The organism is Streptomyces sp. NPDC060205, from assembly GCF_042728395.1.
Lineage (GTDB): Bacteria > Actinomycetota > Actinomycetes > Streptomycetales > Streptomycetaceae > Streptomyces.
The window spans coordinates 16004-30922 of record NZ_JBHWZP010000009.1 but is presented as its reverse complement, the minus strand read 5'-3'; the positions used below and the strand labels follow the sequence as shown (position 1 = coordinate 30922).

Genomic DNA, 14919 nt, shown 5'->3' with positions numbered 1-14919 from the left:
CCCATGGCAACGACCACACCAGCCGGTGTGCGGGGCTCACACGCCAAGCACGGAGGCGTCCCCGACGGCGCTCCGATGACGCACCGGCAGATCATGGAAGCCCTGTCCGGGCTCCTGCTCGGCATGTTCGTCGCGATCCTGTCGTCGACGATCGTCTCCAACGCCCTGCCCGAGATCATCGGCGACCTGGGCGGCGGCCAGTCCGCCTACACCTGGGTCGTCACCGCCGCCCTGCTGTCGATGACCGCGACCACGCCTCTGTGGGGCAAGCTCGCGGACCTGTACAGCAAGAAGGCGCTCGTCCAGATAGCCCTCGTCGTCTACGTCCTGGGCTCGGCCGCCGCCGGTCTGTCGCAGAACGCGGGCATGCTGATCGCCTGCCGCGTCGTGCAGGGCATCGGCGTGGGCGGTCTGTCCGCCCTCGCGCAGATCGTCATGGCCGCGATGATCTCCCCGCGTGAGCGCGGCCGGTACTCCGGCTACCTCGGCGCCACGTTCGCCGTCGCGACCGTCGGCGGCCCACTGCTCGGCGGTGTCATCACCGACACCAGCTGGCTCGGCTGGCGCTGGTGCTTCTACGTCGGTGTCCCCTTCGCGATCATCGCGCTGATCGTCCTCCAGAAGACCCTGCACCTGCCCGTCGTGAAGCGGGACGTGAAGGTCGACTGGGCCGGCGCGTTCTTCATCTCCGCCGCGGTCTCGCTGCTGCTCCTGTGGGTCACCTTCGCGGGCGACAAGTACGACTGGGTGTCGTGGCAGACGTACGCGATGGTCGGCGGCTCGATCGCGCTCGGACTGATCTTCGTGTTCATCGAGTCGAGGGCCAAGGAGCCGATCATCCCGCTGCGGCTCTTCCGCAACCGGACCATCGCGCTCTCCTCCCTCGCCTCGCTCTTCGTCGGTGTCGCGATGTTCTCCGGCACCGTCTTCTTCAGCCAGTACTTCCAGCTGGCCCGGGACGAGTCGCCCACCATGTCCGGTGTGCTGACGATCCCGATGATCGGCGGTCTGTTCGTCTCCTCCACCGTCTCCGGCCAGATCATCACCAAGACCGGCAAGTGGAAGGCATGGCTGGTCGGCGGCGGCGTGCTCATCACGGCGGGCCTCGGTCTGCTGGGCACCATCCGCTACGACACGGACTACTGGAAGACCGCGATCTTCATGGCGCTGCTGGGTCTCGGCATCGGCATGATGATGCAGAACCTGGTGCTCTCCACGCAGAACCAGGTGGCGCCCCAGGACCTCGGCGCGGCCAGCTCCACGGTGACCTTCTTCCGTTCCCTCGGTGGCGCGATGGGCGTCTCGGCGCTCGGCGCGGTGATGGCCAACCGCATCACCGACTACGTCAAGGACGGCCTCACCGGCATCGACCCCAAGTACGCCGCCGCGGCCAGCCACTCGACCGGCAGCATCCCGGACATGGACTCGCTGCCCGCGCCGCTGCGCACGGTCATGGAGAGCGCGTACGGGCACGGCATCGCGGACGTCTTCCTGATCGCCGCCGCCCTGGCCCTGCTCGCCTTCCTCATCACGCTGTTCATCAAGGAGGTCCCGCTGCGTACCTCGGGCGGGCTGGCGCAGGCCGCCGAGGCCGCCCAGGCGGACGGTACGGCCGCTGTCGCCGAGACCGCCCCGGCGGCGGACTCCCCCGCGGCGGCTGGCTCGGCCGACACCTTCCCGAACGGGGCCGACGAGCGCGTACCGAGCTGGGCGGTCGCCGACACCGGCAACGGTGCGGGCCCTGAGCAGGGCCCCGCGGGCACCCAGCGGCTCGCGGCCGTCGCCACCCTGGCGGCCGGTACCGACTCCGCCGCGAGTGCCGGTTCCGGCGGGGTACCGGTCCACGGGTTCGTGCGCGGCGCCGAGAGCGCGCCCGTGCCCCGGGCCGCCGTCACGCTGATCTCCCTCGCGGGCCGTCAGCTGGGCCGCTCGGTCGCCCAGGCCGACGGGGCCTACGCCGTGGACGCGCCCGGCACGGGTTCGTACGTGCTGATCGCCTCCGCGGACGGGTTCCAGCCGCAGGCCTCCACGGTCGTCGTGAACGGTGAGCCGCTCGCGTACGACATCCTGCTGAGCGGCACGAGCGGGCTCGCCGGTGCGGTGAAGGCCGCCGGGACCGAGCAGCCGGTCGTGGGCGCGATGGTCATCGTGACCGATGTGCGCGGTGACGTGCTGGCCACCGGGACCACCGGTGAGCAGGGCGAGTTCACCTTCGCCGAGCTGGTGCCCGGTGCCGTGACCGTCGCGGTGAACGCCGCCGGACACCGGCCCCGCGCCCTGCCCGTCGAGGTCGGCGGCACCGGGGTCACCCGGGTCGAGGTCGAACTGACCGCCGGAGCGCAGCTCCAGGGCGTGGTGCACGCACCCGCAGGACCCCTGGGCGACGCCCGGGTCACGCTCGTCGACGCGGCGGGCAACGTGGTCGGCACCGCCACCACCGGGGCGGACGGGGCGTACGCCTTCGCCGACCTGGACAGCGGCGAGTACACCGTCATCGCGACCGGCTACCCGCCGGTGGCCACGGCCCTGACCGTGAGCGGCGGCGGCGTGGACGGCCACGACATCAAGCTCGCCCACCCCGGCGAGTAGTCACCGGGCCGCTTCAGGAAACAGCAGTCGAAGACCCCGGCCCGTGGGGCGCGTTCCGAGCGGAGGCGTGCTCCGCGGGCCGGTTTTCATGAGATGAGGTTGTGAGCAATGGGACTGACCGCGCGGATCCGTACGCGGGACGGCTGGGCCGTGTCGCACGCGGTCGTCACCGTGACCGACATGACGGGCGCCCAGGTGGTGCGTGCCGAGGCCGACGAGGAAGGCACCGTGCGGGACGCGGTCGTCCTCGTGCCCGGCGCGTACACGGTGATCGTCACGGCCGTCGGGTACGCGCCCGTCGCGTCGAGCGCCATCGTGACGGCGAGCGGCCGGGCCGAGATCGGCACCGTGACCCTCGCCCGGCAGGGCGGCACCGAGCTGCCGCCGCCCGGCCCGTGGACGGTGGATCCGGCGCACTCGTCCGTGGGCGCCGTCGCCCAGCACCTGGGGATCTCCAGCGTGCACGGCCGGTTCACACGGTTCGCCGGGTCGATCGAGATCGCCCCGGACGAGGTCGCAAAGTCCCGGGTGGAGGCGGTGATCCGGGCCGACTCGATCGACACGGGCAACGCCATGCGTGACGGGCACCTGAAGTCGCCGGACTTCCTGGACGTGGAGCGCCACCCGGAGATCACGTTCGTCTCGACGGGCCTGACCCCGGCCACCGGCAGCGACCGCTGGACGGTCCACGGCGACCTGACCCTGCACGGGGTCGTACGCCCGGTCGACCTGGACCTCGCCTACCTCGGCACCGGCGCCGACCCCTGGGGCGGCACGCGGGCGGCCTTCCGCGCCACCACGGAACTGCGCCGCGAGGACTTCGCGATGAACTACAACCAGGTCGTCCAGGCGGGCATCGCGGCGATCGGCACGACGCTCAAGGTGGAGCTGGACATCCAGGCGGTGCAGGGGGAGACGCTCCCGCAGGTCTAGCCCGCCGGTACGGACACAGACCTGTGCGTAGGCACGGCAGGGTCAGCCTGGGCGGGCGGTTGTACCCCTAGGCTGCCCCCATGGCACCGAACATCGCTACGAACACCTCCGTATCGTCGGCCGAGCTGCTCGACTTCGTACGTCCCCGTCATCGCGCCATCCTGCTGACCCGCAGGGCCGACGGGAGCCCGCAGGGGTCGCCCCTGACCTGCGGAGTCGACGACTCGGGCCGCATCGTCGTCTCCACCTACCCGGAGCGCGCCAAGACCCGCAACGCCAAGCGCGACGAGCGGGTCAGCCTGATCGTCCTGAGCGACGACTGGAACGGCCCCTGGGTCCAGATCGACGGCACGGCCGAGGTGATCGACTCCCCCGACTCGGTGGAACCCCTGGTCGAGTACTTCCGCAACATCTCGGGCGAACACCCGGACTGGGACGAGTACCGCCAGGCCATGATCAAGCAAGGCAAGTCGATCATCCGCATCACCCCGGAAAAATGGGGCCCGGTGGCAACGGGCGGCTTCCCCGCAAGACTGGCCTAGCGGTTCCAGGGGCGCGGGGAACGGCGCAGTCTTCTGCTTTTCGGGGGCGCGGGGAACGGCGCAATCTTCTGCTTTTCGGGGGCGCGGGGAACGGCGCAATCTTTTCGTCTTGAGGGGGTCGCGGGCAACAAACCCGCACCCCTACCCCTCACCCCCGCGGAGCACCACCGTCTCGATCCCCGCGATCACCAGATCCAGCCCGAACCCGAAGTCCCGCTCGTACATGTCCCCCAGCGTGCTCCCCCCACGCGCCCGCATGATCTCCGCGCTCTCCTCCAGCACGTCATCGAGCTCGGGCGCCCCCCGCAACGTGCTCAGCGCCTGCTGGAAGTACGCGTCAGGACTCATCCCCGCCTCCGCGGACCGCGCGGTGAAGTGCCCCTCGATCGTGCCGAACCCGTACACGAACTGGAGGACGGCCGAGATGGCCCCCGCCAGCCGGTGCGTGGGCAGTCCGGTCCTGCGGATCACCCGCTGCACGGTCCGTGAGAAGGCGACCGACCTGGGTCCGATGTTGAGGAACGTCCCGGCGAGCGGCGAGGCCCAGGGGTGCCGTACGAGCAGCGCCCGGTAGCCGGAGGCGAGCGCGCGAAGCTGATCCCGCCAGTCCTCGTCCGCCTCCGGATCGGGCAGTTCCAGTTCCCCGTGGATCGCGTCGAGCGCGAGTTCAAGAAGGTCGTCCTTCGTGTCCACGTACCAGTAGACGGACATCGCGGTCACATTCAGCTCGGCGGCCAGCCGTCGCATGGAGAACTTGGCCAGCCCGTCCGCGTCGAGCAGCCGTACCGTCGCCCCGGTGATCCGGTCCCGGTCGAGCGAGGCCGGCTGGCCGCCCCGGGCGCCACCGCCTCGCGGGGCCTTGCCCTCCAGCCACACGCTGGTCCGTGCCGGGCGCTCGGCCCGGTCGACTGCCCTCACCATGGCGCACCTTCCTCGACACTTCCGCACCGGGACGCCTCGGACCATCGAGGTCCGCCCCAGCCCTGATTCCTACCGGGCGGCCCTCACATCGGCACCGCCGCCACCGCGGAGTCTGCCCTCTCGGCCCGCCGAAGCAACGCGGCGGCCAGCAGTCCGCCGAGGAGGACGGCCGCCGCGCCCACCAGCTGGCTGGTCTCCAGGCCCGACGCGAACCCGTCCGTGATCCGCGCGCGCTCGTCCGCCGAGTCCGCGGCGGCGAGCGTCGCGGGCAGCGAGGCCGCAGCGAACGGGATCAGCGCGGCGAAGCGGGCGTTGAGGACCGCGCCCAGGACGGCGACGCCGAGACCGTTGCCGAACTCGGCCAGCGTGCCGTTGATCCCCGCGCCCACGCCCGCCTTCTCCGGCGGGATCGCGCTCATGATGGCGTGCGCCATGGCGGGGTTGGCGAGCGCGCAGCCCGCGCCGATGAGGAGCAGACCGAGCAGGGTGCCGGCGTAGCCGCTCGACGCGAGGGTCGCGATCGACACCAGGCCGCCGGACATCAGCACCATGCCGAGGGCGATGGAGACGGGTGTGCCGAGCTTCGCGGTGAACTTCGCGGACAGGCCGGTGAAGTTGAGGGCCACCACGGTCAGGGCGAGCGGCGCCGTGCGCAGACCCGCCTCCAGGGGCCCGTATCCGAGCACGAACTGGAGGTGCTGGGTCAGCAGGAAGAGCGCGCCGCCCATACCGAAGGTGATCAGTACGGCGCCGGCGACGGCCCCCGTGAAGCGCCGGTCCCGGAAGAAGTGCAGATCCAGCATGGGGTACGGGATCCGGCTCTCCCAGTGGGCGAAGAGGGCGAGGACGAGGAGCGCCAGGGCGGCCGTGGTGAGGACGCGGGCGGAGGTCCAGCCGTGTTCCGGGCCGGAGATGATCGCGTACACGAGGGCGGTCATGCCGATGGTGGAGAGCAGGGCGCCGAGGAGGTCGGGGCGGTCGCCGCGCGGGTTCTTCGACTCCGGTACGAGGCTGATCACGGCGGTGAGGGCCAGGGCCACCACGGGCAGGTTGATGAGGAAGATCGCGCCCCACCAGTAGTGGTCGAGCATGAACCCGCCGAGCAGGGGCCCGGTCGCGAAGCCGAGGGCGTTGACGGCGCTCCAGATGCCGATGGCCTTCGGCTGCTCGTCGGGCGTGAAGATCTGCATGGCGACGGCGAGCGTGGTGGTGAGCAGGAGCGCGCCGCCGACGCCCATGCCCGCGCGGGCGGCGATCAACTGCCCGGTGGTGTCGGCGAGTCCGGCGACCAGCGAGCCGGCGCCGAAGAGCACGAGACCGGCGACCAGCATCTTCTTGCGGCCGTAGCGGTCGGCCGCGCTGCCCGCGCTGAGCAGCAGCCCCGACTGCACCAGCGAGTACGCGTTGATCATCCACTGGATGTCGGCGGTGCCGGCGCCCAGTTCCTCGGTGAGGGTGGGGATCGCGACGTTCAGCACGGTGTTGTCGAGCAGCACGGTGAGCTGGGCGAGGCAGATGACACCGAGGATCAGCCACCGCTGGGGGTGGCCTTGGGCAAGGCCCGGCGGACGGCCCTGGGAAGTTGGCATGCCATACACCGTAGAACACGTCTTATACGGCGTACAACGCAGTTACGGGTCGCCCGGCACGCACGCCGAAGGGGCGGCGACCGGGGCACTTCCGCCCCGGCCACCGCCCCACAAGGGCGAACCGTCAACTGCTCGCCGCCTGCGTCAGGTCGTAGAAGGTGGACGAACCCACCGTCACCTCCTTGAAGTTCTTCTGCACCCACTCACTGATCTGGGTCCCGGTGCCGGAGCTGTCGCTGCCACCGCCCATCGAGCCGGACGAGATGAAGTAGTGGATCTTCCCGTCCGCCACGTACTTCTTGAACTGGGCCAGCGTCGGCGAGGGGTCGCTGCCGTTGAAGCCGCCGATCGCCATCACCGGGTCGCCGGTGGAGAGCTGGTAGCTCGCCGCGTTCTGCGAGCCGATGGCCGCGGCCACCCAGGTGTAGTCACCGGAATCCTTCTCCAGGAGCGCCTTGGCCTCGGAGCTGACGGTCGCGCCGTTGAGCAGACCGCCCATCCCGCCACCGCCTCCGCCGCCCATGCCGCCACCGTCACCGGTGCCGCCGGCCGTGCCGCCGCCCGGCTGGGTCTGGCCGTTCTGGCCCGTCTGACCGTTGCCGTTCTGCTGGCCCTGCTGGCCGCCCCCGGGGAAGCCGCCGGTCGGGGGCTGGCCCATGCCGCCGCCCTGCTGGTTCTGGCCGGTGCCGCCCTGCCGGTTGCCGCCCGGCATACCGCCACCGCCGCCACCGGGACCGCCGCCCATGCCACCGCCGGGGCCGCCGCGACCGCCCGAGACCGCGGGCCCCGCCGTGACGATCGAGCCGCTGTGGCCCTCGTTCAGCGTGGTCAGCGTGTACGCCGTCGGGCCCGCGAGCGCCGCGACGAAGCTGAGCCCGACCACCGCGAGGGACAGCCTGCGCCCGAGCCGCGCGATGAAGATCAGGCCGAGCGCCGTGACCAGCCCGCCGACCAGGACCAGCCACTTGAGCCAGGGCAGGTAGTCGGAGGAACGGTTCAGGAGCACGTAACCCCAGACCGCGGTGGCCGTGGCCGCGGCCGCCATGGTGAGCGAGATCCACATCCGGCCGCGCTCTTCCCAGAGCACGCTCGCGCCCATGCCGATCACGGCGGCGACGTACGGGGCGAGGGCCACGGTGTAGTACTCGTGGAAGATGCCCTGCATGAAGCTGAAGACCACCATGGTGATCAGCAGCGAGCCGCCCCAGGCGAGGAACGCGGCACGGGCCGTGTCGGTCCGCTTCGCCTTCCAGGTCAGCGCGATGCCCGCGGCGAGCACGATCAGCGCGGCCGGGATCAGCCAGGAGATCTGACCGCCGATGGACGAGCTGAACATCCGGTCCCAGCCGGTCTCGCCCCAGCCGCCGCCTCCGCCGCCGCCCCCGACGCTGCCGGTCTCCTCGCCGTTGATGCGGCCGAGTCCGTTGTAGCCGAAGGTGAGTTCGAGGAACGAGTTGTTCTGTGAGCCGCCGATGTAGGGGCGGGAGGAGGCGGGCCACAGTTCGACCAGGGCCACCCACCAGCCGCCCGCGACGATCATCGCCAGGCCGGAGAGCAGCACCTGTCCGATGCGCTGGCGCAGGGTGGTCGGCGCGAAGACGACATAGATGATCGCGAGGGGCGGCAGGATCAGGAAGGCCTGGAGGGTCTTCACCAGGAAGGCGAGACCGACGGCCGCACCCGCCCAGACCAGCCACTTCGTCTCGGCCTTCTCCATGGCGCGCAGGACGCAGTAGACCGTGACGGCCATCAGGAGGGCGAGAGCCGCGTCCGGGTTGTTGAAGCGGAACATCAGCGCGGCGACGGGCGTGAGCGCGAACACCGCCATGGTGAGGAAGCCTGCCGCGGGGGTGAACCGGCGGCGCACGGCCGCGTACAGCACTCCGGCGGTGGCGACGGCCATGAGGACCTGCGGGAACAGGATCGCGAAGGAGTTCAGGCCGAACAGCCGCACCGACAGGGCCATCGGCCACAGGGAGGCCGGGGGCTTGTCGACGGTGATGGCGTTGGCCGAGTCGAGCGAGCCGAAGAAGAAGGCCTTCCAGGACTGGCTGCCGGCCTGGGCCGCCGCCGAGTAGAAGGAGTTGGCGTACCCGGAGGCCGTGAGGTTCCAGGTGTAGAGCGCGCCGATCAGCAGCAGCGCGCCGAGGAACGCGGGGCGCACCCAGCGGTTGTCCTCGGGCCGTCCGCGCCACAGGCGGCGCGCGAAGGGCTGCTTGGGACTGCCGTCCTCGGGGACGGTCCGCTCCGCGGCCGGCTCCGCCGGAACGACCGGTTCCTGTACGGCTGTGGACGCGGGTGGCCTCCAACCGGGGTCGGCGGCCCCCGTATCCGGCTGTTCGTGCTGAGTCGTCGTCATCGCGGGTCCCTCGGATCATGATCGTTCGGGCGCACCGGCTGCAGCTGCATCGTCGGGTCCCCCCAGGTCTGGTGGTCGTACGAGGAATCTGTCGTGCCGTAGGAAGAGTCGGTCGTGCCGTACGGGGCCCGCGGAGCCGTCGCGTAGACCGGCGAGGCGGGTCCGGTCGGGACGGTCGGCGGCACGTTCGGCACGGCGGGTGTGTGAGAGGCGACGACGGTCGACGGTGACGTGTCGTGCCGGTCCGGGAACACCCAGGCCCGGAAGAGCAGGAACCGCAGCACGGTCGCCGCGAGGTTGGCGACGATCAGCACCGCGAGTTCGGTGGCGTGCGCCGGCTCGTCCGTCGCCGCGTTCAGGGCGGCGAGCGAGCCGCTGGTGAGGGCGAGTCCGATACCGAAGACGACCAGGCCCTGCGCCTGATGGCGGACCGCGCTGCCCTTGCCGCGTACACCGAAGGTCAGCCGGCGGTTGGCGGCGGTGTTGGCGACCGCCGAGACGAGCAGGGCGAGCGCGTTGGCGATCTGCGAACCCGAGAACGTCCGGAAGCCGCTGTAGAGCACCAGGTAGAACAGCGTGGACAGGGCGCCCACCACACAGAATCCGACGAGCTGGCGGGCCAGGCCCTTCGGTACCCCGCTGATCTCGCGGTCGCGCGGGTCGTCCCCGAACGGCCGGGCGAGCCGGTCCAGCGCCAGCGAGCCGGTGGCGAGGGCGCGTCCCACGCGCCACACGCCCTTGAGGTCGTCGGTCGCGGTCTTCACGATGTGCACGGTCGAGTCCGGATCGTCGACCCAGTCCACCGGCACCTCGTGGATGCGCAGCCCTGCCCGTTCGGCGAGGACCAGCATCTCGGTGTCGAAGAACCATCCGGTGTCCTCGACGAGCGGCAGCAGCACCTGCGCGACATCGCGCCGGATGGCCTTGAAGCCGCACTGCGCGTCGGAGAACCGGGCCTGCAGGGAGCCCCGCAGGATCAGGTTGTACGTACGGGAGATGAACTCCCGCTTGGCGCCCCGCACCACCCGCGAACTACGGGCGAGCCGCGAGCCGATCGCCAGGTCGGAGTGACCGGAGATCAGCGGCGCGACCAGCGGGAGCAGCGCGTTCAGGTCGGTGGACAGGTCGACGTCCATGTAGGCGAGGACCGGGGCGTCCGAGGCGGACCAGACGGTCCGCAGCGCCCGGCCGCGGCCCTTCTGCTCCAGCCGGAACGATCTGACCTCGGGGAGCTCCGCCGCCAGTTGCGCCGCCACCAGGGGAGTGGTGTCCGTGGACGCGTTGTCCGCGACGGTGATGCGGAACGCGTACGGGAAGGTGCGGGAGAGGTGCTCGTGGAGTCTGAGCACACACGGCTGGAGGTCCTTCTCCTCGTTGTAGACGGGGATCACTACGTCCAGGACAGGCGTACCGGCATGTCCGGCCGGGAGGTGCTCCCGCGCCGGCAGGTTGCCGGGAGAAGGTTCGGTTCGCATGACAACGACTGTCGTCAAGCGCCCTGTTGCACCCATGTGGTCGTGCTGTGCTGTGCCTGTGAGTACGGTTTTGAATGTGTTTCGGAAATGAACGCCTCATGAGAATGAGGCGCCTGCGGGGCCAGCGCGGGCAGATGCACGGTGAAGACCGTGTGTCCGGGGACGCTGTCGACGGTCACCGCACCGCCGTGCGCGGCCGCGACGGCCTGCACGATGGCGAGCCCGAGCCCGGTCGAACCGGAGGCGCGCGAGCGCGAGGAGTCGCCGCGCGCGAACCGTTCGAAGACGTGCGGGAGCAGGTCCGGCGGGATGCCCTGACCGTTGTCCTGGACGTCCACGCACACCCACGCTCCCTGGCGGCGCACGCGTGCGGTCACGGTCGTGCCCGGCGGGGTGTGGGTACGCGCGTTCGCGAACAGGTTCACCATGACCTGCTGCACCCGGGCCGCGTCGGCCAGTACCAGCGCCGGTTCGTCGGGTAGTTCGAGGCGCCAGTTGTGCTCGCGGCCGGCCGCGCGGGCGTCGCTCACGGCGTCCACGACCAGCGGGGAGAGGTCGGTGTGCTCGTAACTGAGCGGCCGTCCCGCGTCGAGGCGCGCGAGCAGCAGGAGGTCCTCGACGAGGCCCGTCATACGGCCGGCCTCGGACTCGATCCGGCCCAGCGCGTGCCGCGTGTCGGGCCCGGTCTCCTCCCGTCCGCGTCTGGTCAGCTCGGCGTATCCGCGGATGGACGCGAGGGGGGTACGCAGCTCATGGCTGGCGTCCGCCACGAACTGCCGTACGCGGGTCTCGCTCTCCTGGCGCGCGTGCAGGGCGCCGTGGACGTGGTCGAGCATGCGGTTGAGCGCGGCCCCGACCTGCCCGACCTCGGTGTGCGGGTCGGTCTCGGACTCGGCGACCCGTTCGTTGAGGGTCACCTCGCCGGTGTGCAGCGGCAGTTCGGAGACACGGGTGGCGGTGGAGGCGACCTTGCGGAGGGGGCGCAGGGCCACGGTGACGATGGTCGCGCCGGCGATACCGGCGGCGATCAGGCCGGCCGCCGTCACGCTCACCTCGACGAGGATCAGGGTGTTGATGGTGCTGGTGACGGACTCGGTGGGCAGGGCGATGTAGAAACTGCCCTTGCCGCCGCTGACGTACATGACGCGGTACTCGCCCATGCCCGGGATGTCGACGGTGTGCTTGCCGGTCTTGGACACGGAACCGAGCGCGGCCTTCGCCGCGTCGCTGAGGTTCTTGGAGGCCATCTGGTCGAAGGCGCCGTCCGAGGACTTCTCCACGGCCACGACAGCCCTGGTGATTCCGCCGTCGCTGCCGACCTCGGCGGCGATGGTGTCCTTCTGCGTCGGCCCCTTGGTGACGAAGTCCACGAGCCTGTCATCCGTCGAGGAGCCGCCGGAGTACACCGGGGACGAGCCGCCCCCGTTCGGGTTCCGGGGCAGCTCCCCCGGTGGCGGGCCCCCGGCACGCTCGGCGGCGTCGGTGACCTGGCTGTCCAGCTGCTTGTACAGGTGCTGCTGCAACGCGATCGTCGTCACCGTGCCGATCACCGCGCAGACCACCGCGATCAGCGCGACCGCCGAGACGACGAGCCGCGTCCGCAGGGTCCGAGGCTGCCGGCGCCGCAGCGTGCGCGGGGCCCCGGACGGTCGGCGCCGCTGCGTACGCGGCCGTCGTCGCCCGCTCACGACGTCGCGGGCTTGATCAGGTAACCGGCGCCGCGCCGGGTGTGGATCATCGGCTCACGGCCGGCGTCGATCTTGCGGCGCAGGTACGAGATGTAGAGCTCGACGACGTTGGCCTGACCGCCGAAGTCGTACGACCACACGCGGTCGAGTATCTGCGCCTTGCTGAGCACCCGGCGCGGATTGCGCATCAGGAACCGCAGCAGCTCGAACTCGGTCGCGGTGAGGTGGATGCCGTCACCGGCGCGCGACACCTCGTGGCTGTCCTCGTCCAGGGTGAGGTCGCCGACGACCAGCACCGAGTCGGAGCGGCGGTCGGCGGCGCCGGAACGGCGGATGAGCCCGCGCAGCCGCGCCACGACCTCCTCCAGGCTGAAGGGCTTGGTGACGTAGTCGTCGCCGCCGGCCGTCAGCCCCGCGATCCGGTCCTCGACCGCGTCCTTCGCGGTCAGGAAGAGAACGGGCACGTCGGGCAGTTCCCGGCGCAGCCGGCCGAGGACGGCGAGACCGTCCATGTCGGGCAGCATCATGTCGAGAACGACGGCGTCGGGCCGGAACTCACGGGCGGTCTGCACCGCACCGGTCCCGTCGGCCGCGCTGCGGATCTGCCACCCTTCGTAGCGAAGGGCCATGGACAGCAGCTCGGTGATCGACAGCTCGTCGTCCACGACAAGCACGCGGACGGGGCTCCCGTCCGGCCTCAGCAGTTCGGTGCGCCCCTGGGGCGAGGTCGTGGTCATAGCCAACACATTGGTGGCCCGCCCTGAGAGCACCCTTTCGGGAACCTGTGAATCCCCTGAGAAACACACAGCCGCCTCTCAGGGAACACGGGGGGACTCCTCGGGCCTGGTACGGGCGGGTCCGGCCTCGTACGGGCGGGCCGGCCTCGCAGGGGCGGGTCCGGGCTCGCACGGGCGGGTCCGGGCTCGCACGGGCGGGTCCGGGCTCGCACGGGCGGGTCCGGGCTCGCACGGGCGGGTCCGGGCTCGTACGGGCAGGGCCAGCCTCGTACGGGCAGGGCCGGGCTCGCACCGGGCAGGTCCGGCCTCGTACGGGCAGGTCCGGGCTCGCACCGGGCAGGTCCGGCCTCGCAGGGGCGGGTCCGGGCCCTCACGGGCGGTCCAGCCTCGCAGGGGCGGGTCCGGGCCCTCACGGGCGGTCCAGCCTCGCAGGGGCGGGTCCGGGCTCGCACGGGCGGTCCAGCCTCGTACGGGCAGGTCCGGGCTCGCACCGGGCAGGGCCAGCCTCACGCGAGCGGGTCCGGGCGCTCACAGCCCGAACAGGCGCGCCCCGTTGTCATGGCAGACCGCCCGCAGCCAGTCCTCCCCGAGCCCGAGCCGCTCCAGCGCCCGCAGCTGATGCTCGTACGGGTAGGGGAGGTTGGGGAAGTCGGTCCCGAGCAGGATCCGGTCGCCGAGACCGGAGAGCCGGGGGAGATCCGCGTGACGGGGCGGGCCGTCAGGGCGGAGCTGTCCGGCCAGGCCCGGCCGAGCGGAGAGGCCCGGTCGTCCGGCGAGGCGGGGGAGCGCGCGCCGGGGGAACGGGGCGAACCCCTCGCTGAAGTCCGTGAACGCCATCGTCGTGTCCAGCCGCACCTCCCCGAACCGCTCGGCGAGGTCGAGGAAATCCTCGTACTCCGGCATTCCCATGTGCGCGATCACCAGCCGCAACCGCGGATGCCGCGCGAGCACCCGGCCGACCGGCCCGGGCCCGGTGTGCTTGCCGGGCGAGGGACCGGATCCGCAGTGGATCACAACAGGGGTCCCCGCCTCGGCGAGCACGCCCCAGGCCGGATCGAGAAGCGCGTCGGCGGGGTCGTACGCCCCCACCTGGACGTGCGCCTTGAAGACCCGCGCCCCGTCGTCCAGCGCCCTGCGCACGTACTCCGCCACGCCCGGCTCCGGGAACAGCGTCGCCGTGTGGAGGCAGTCGGGGGTCCGGCGGGCGAAGTCGACGGCCCACTGGTTCAGCCACTCGGCCATGCCCGGCTTGTGCGGGTAGAGCATGGCGGTGAAGGCACGCACGCCGAACTCCCGCAGCATCCCGACCCGTTCGTCCTCCTCGGCCCGGTAGGTGATGGGCCACTCGACACCGCCGGTGAGCGGCCCGAGCGCGTCGAAGTACGCCCAGACCTTCTTCAGCACGGACTCGGGCATGAAGTGGGTGTGGACGTCGACGAGCCCGGGAAGACCGAGGCCTTCCCAGAACCGCCGTACGCCGAGGGCTTCCGCGTCCGCGCCCGGTTCAGTGTCCGCGCTCGCGCCCGCGTCCGGCTCAGCGTCCACGCCCTCCTCCGTGCCGTCAGCCATGTCCGAGCTCGAAACCGTGGCTCCGCTCGACCTTGGCGACATGCAGCGTGTAGCGCTGGTACCACTCGGCACGCCCACGCTTCTGCGCCGCCAGGTGCTCGGCATTGCTGCGCCACTCCTCGACGGCGTCCGCGTCCCGGAAGTACCCGACGGTGATGGACAGCCCGCCCGGCGACCCCGCGTGGTCCATCCCGAGGTAGCCGGGTATCTCCCCGACCAGCTCCTCCATCCGCTCATTGGTCTCCCCGTACGCGCCGGACTCGCCGTCCTCCGTCTTCACCGAGGTGAAGACGACGGCGTAGTAGGGAGGGTCGTACGCGGCGACGGGCACGGGGGAGGACGAGTGCGGGGCGGGAGAGGGGAGCGGGGCGGAGGCATCCTGAGGGCTCATACCGCCCACCCTCGATCCGCCCGCCGCACCAAGTCCAGACGGTTTACCGAAGGGGATCTCCAAGGGATCGATCTCTTGACCATCCGGTCACACCCACATGCCCACGGGCGCCCCGGCCCCCTGTGC

11 protein-coding genes are annotated in these 14919 nt (G+C 71.4%); 3 read left to right on the top strand and 8 right to left on the bottom strand.

What is annotated here, in order from left to right; genetic code table 11:
- The first annotated feature begins 3 nt into the window (after positions 1 to 3).
- From ACFWGJ_RS02855 to ACFWGJ_RS02845, 3 genes are all read left to right on the top strand, one after another.
- Entirely contained in the window at positions 4 to 2589 is a 2586-nt protein-coding gene (locus ACFWGJ_RS02855) for an MFS transporter (RefSeq protein ID WP_387320461.1), read from the top strand.
- 108 nt (positions 2590 to 2697) lie between these two features.
- Positions 2698 to 3522 (top strand): YceI family protein, encoded by an 825-nt coding sequence (locus tag ACFWGJ_RS02850; protein WP_387320458.1) that lies wholly within the window; start codon positions 2698 to 2700, stop codon positions 3520 to 3522.
- 80 nt (positions 3523 to 3602) lie between these two features.
- Positions 3603 to 4064 (top strand): PPOX class F420-dependent oxidoreductase, encoded by a 462-nt coding sequence (locus ACFWGJ_RS02845; RefSeq protein ID WP_387320456.1) that lies wholly within the window; start codon positions 3603 to 3605, stop codon positions 4062 to 4064.
- A gap of 141 nt (positions 4065 to 4205) precedes the next feature.
- Here the strand turns inward: ACFWGJ_RS02845 and ACFWGJ_RS02840 are convergent, their stop codons facing one another.
- From ACFWGJ_RS02840 to ACFWGJ_RS02805, 8 genes are all read right to left on the bottom strand, one after another.
- A complete protein-coding gene (locus ACFWGJ_RS02840) occupies positions 4206 to 4985 on the bottom strand; it encodes a TetR/AcrR family transcriptional regulator (RefSeq protein ID WP_387320452.1) in 780 nt (259 codons plus the stop codon).
- Positions 4986 to 5068: 83 nt separating this feature from the next.
- Positions 5069 to 6574 (bottom strand): MFS transporter, encoded by a 1506-nt coding sequence (locus ACFWGJ_RS02835; protein WP_387320449.1) that lies wholly within the window; start codon positions 6572 to 6574, stop codon positions 5069 to 5071.
- Positions 6575 to 6698: 124 nt separating this feature from the next.
- Entirely contained in the window at positions 6699 to 8933 is a 2235-nt protein-coding gene (locus tag ACFWGJ_RS02830; protein ID WP_387320447.1) for an ArnT family glycosyltransferase, read from the bottom strand.
- A complete protein-coding gene (locus ACFWGJ_RS02825) occupies positions 8930 to 10408 on the bottom strand; it encodes a glycosyltransferase (RefSeq protein WP_387320446.1) in 1479 nt (492 codons plus the stop codon). The genes ACFWGJ_RS02830 and ACFWGJ_RS02825 overlap by 4 nt, the downstream gene beginning before the upstream one ends.
- 14 nt (positions 10409 to 10422) lie before the next feature.
- Positions 10423 to 12096, bottom strand: a complete 1674-nt coding sequence (locus tag ACFWGJ_RS02820) for a sensor histidine kinase (protein WP_387320445.1) — start codon at positions 12094 to 12096, stop codon at positions 10423 to 10425.
- The gene (locus ACFWGJ_RS02815) at positions 12093 to 12833 is read right to left on the bottom strand and encodes a response regulator transcription factor (RefSeq protein ID WP_210881354.1); all 741 of its coding nucleotides are present in this window, start codon (positions 12831 to 12833) and stop codon (positions 12093 to 12095) included. Before ACFWGJ_RS02815 ends, ACFWGJ_RS02820 begins: the two co-directional genes overlap by 4 nt.
- Positions 12834 to 13361: 528 nt before the next feature.
- On the bottom strand, positions 13362 to 14402 hold the full coding sequence (locus ACFWGJ_RS02810) for an amidohydrolase family protein (protein WP_387320442.1): 1041 nt from the start codon (positions 14400 to 14402) through the stop codon (positions 13362 to 13364).
- Positions 14395 to 14793 (bottom strand): antibiotic biosynthesis monooxygenase family protein, encoded by a 399-nt coding sequence (locus tag ACFWGJ_RS02805; RefSeq protein ID WP_387320441.1) that lies wholly within the window; start codon positions 14791 to 14793, stop codon positions 14395 to 14397. Before ACFWGJ_RS02805 ends, ACFWGJ_RS02810 begins: the two co-directional genes overlap by 8 nt.
- Positions 14794 to 14919: the final 126 nt, after the last annotated feature.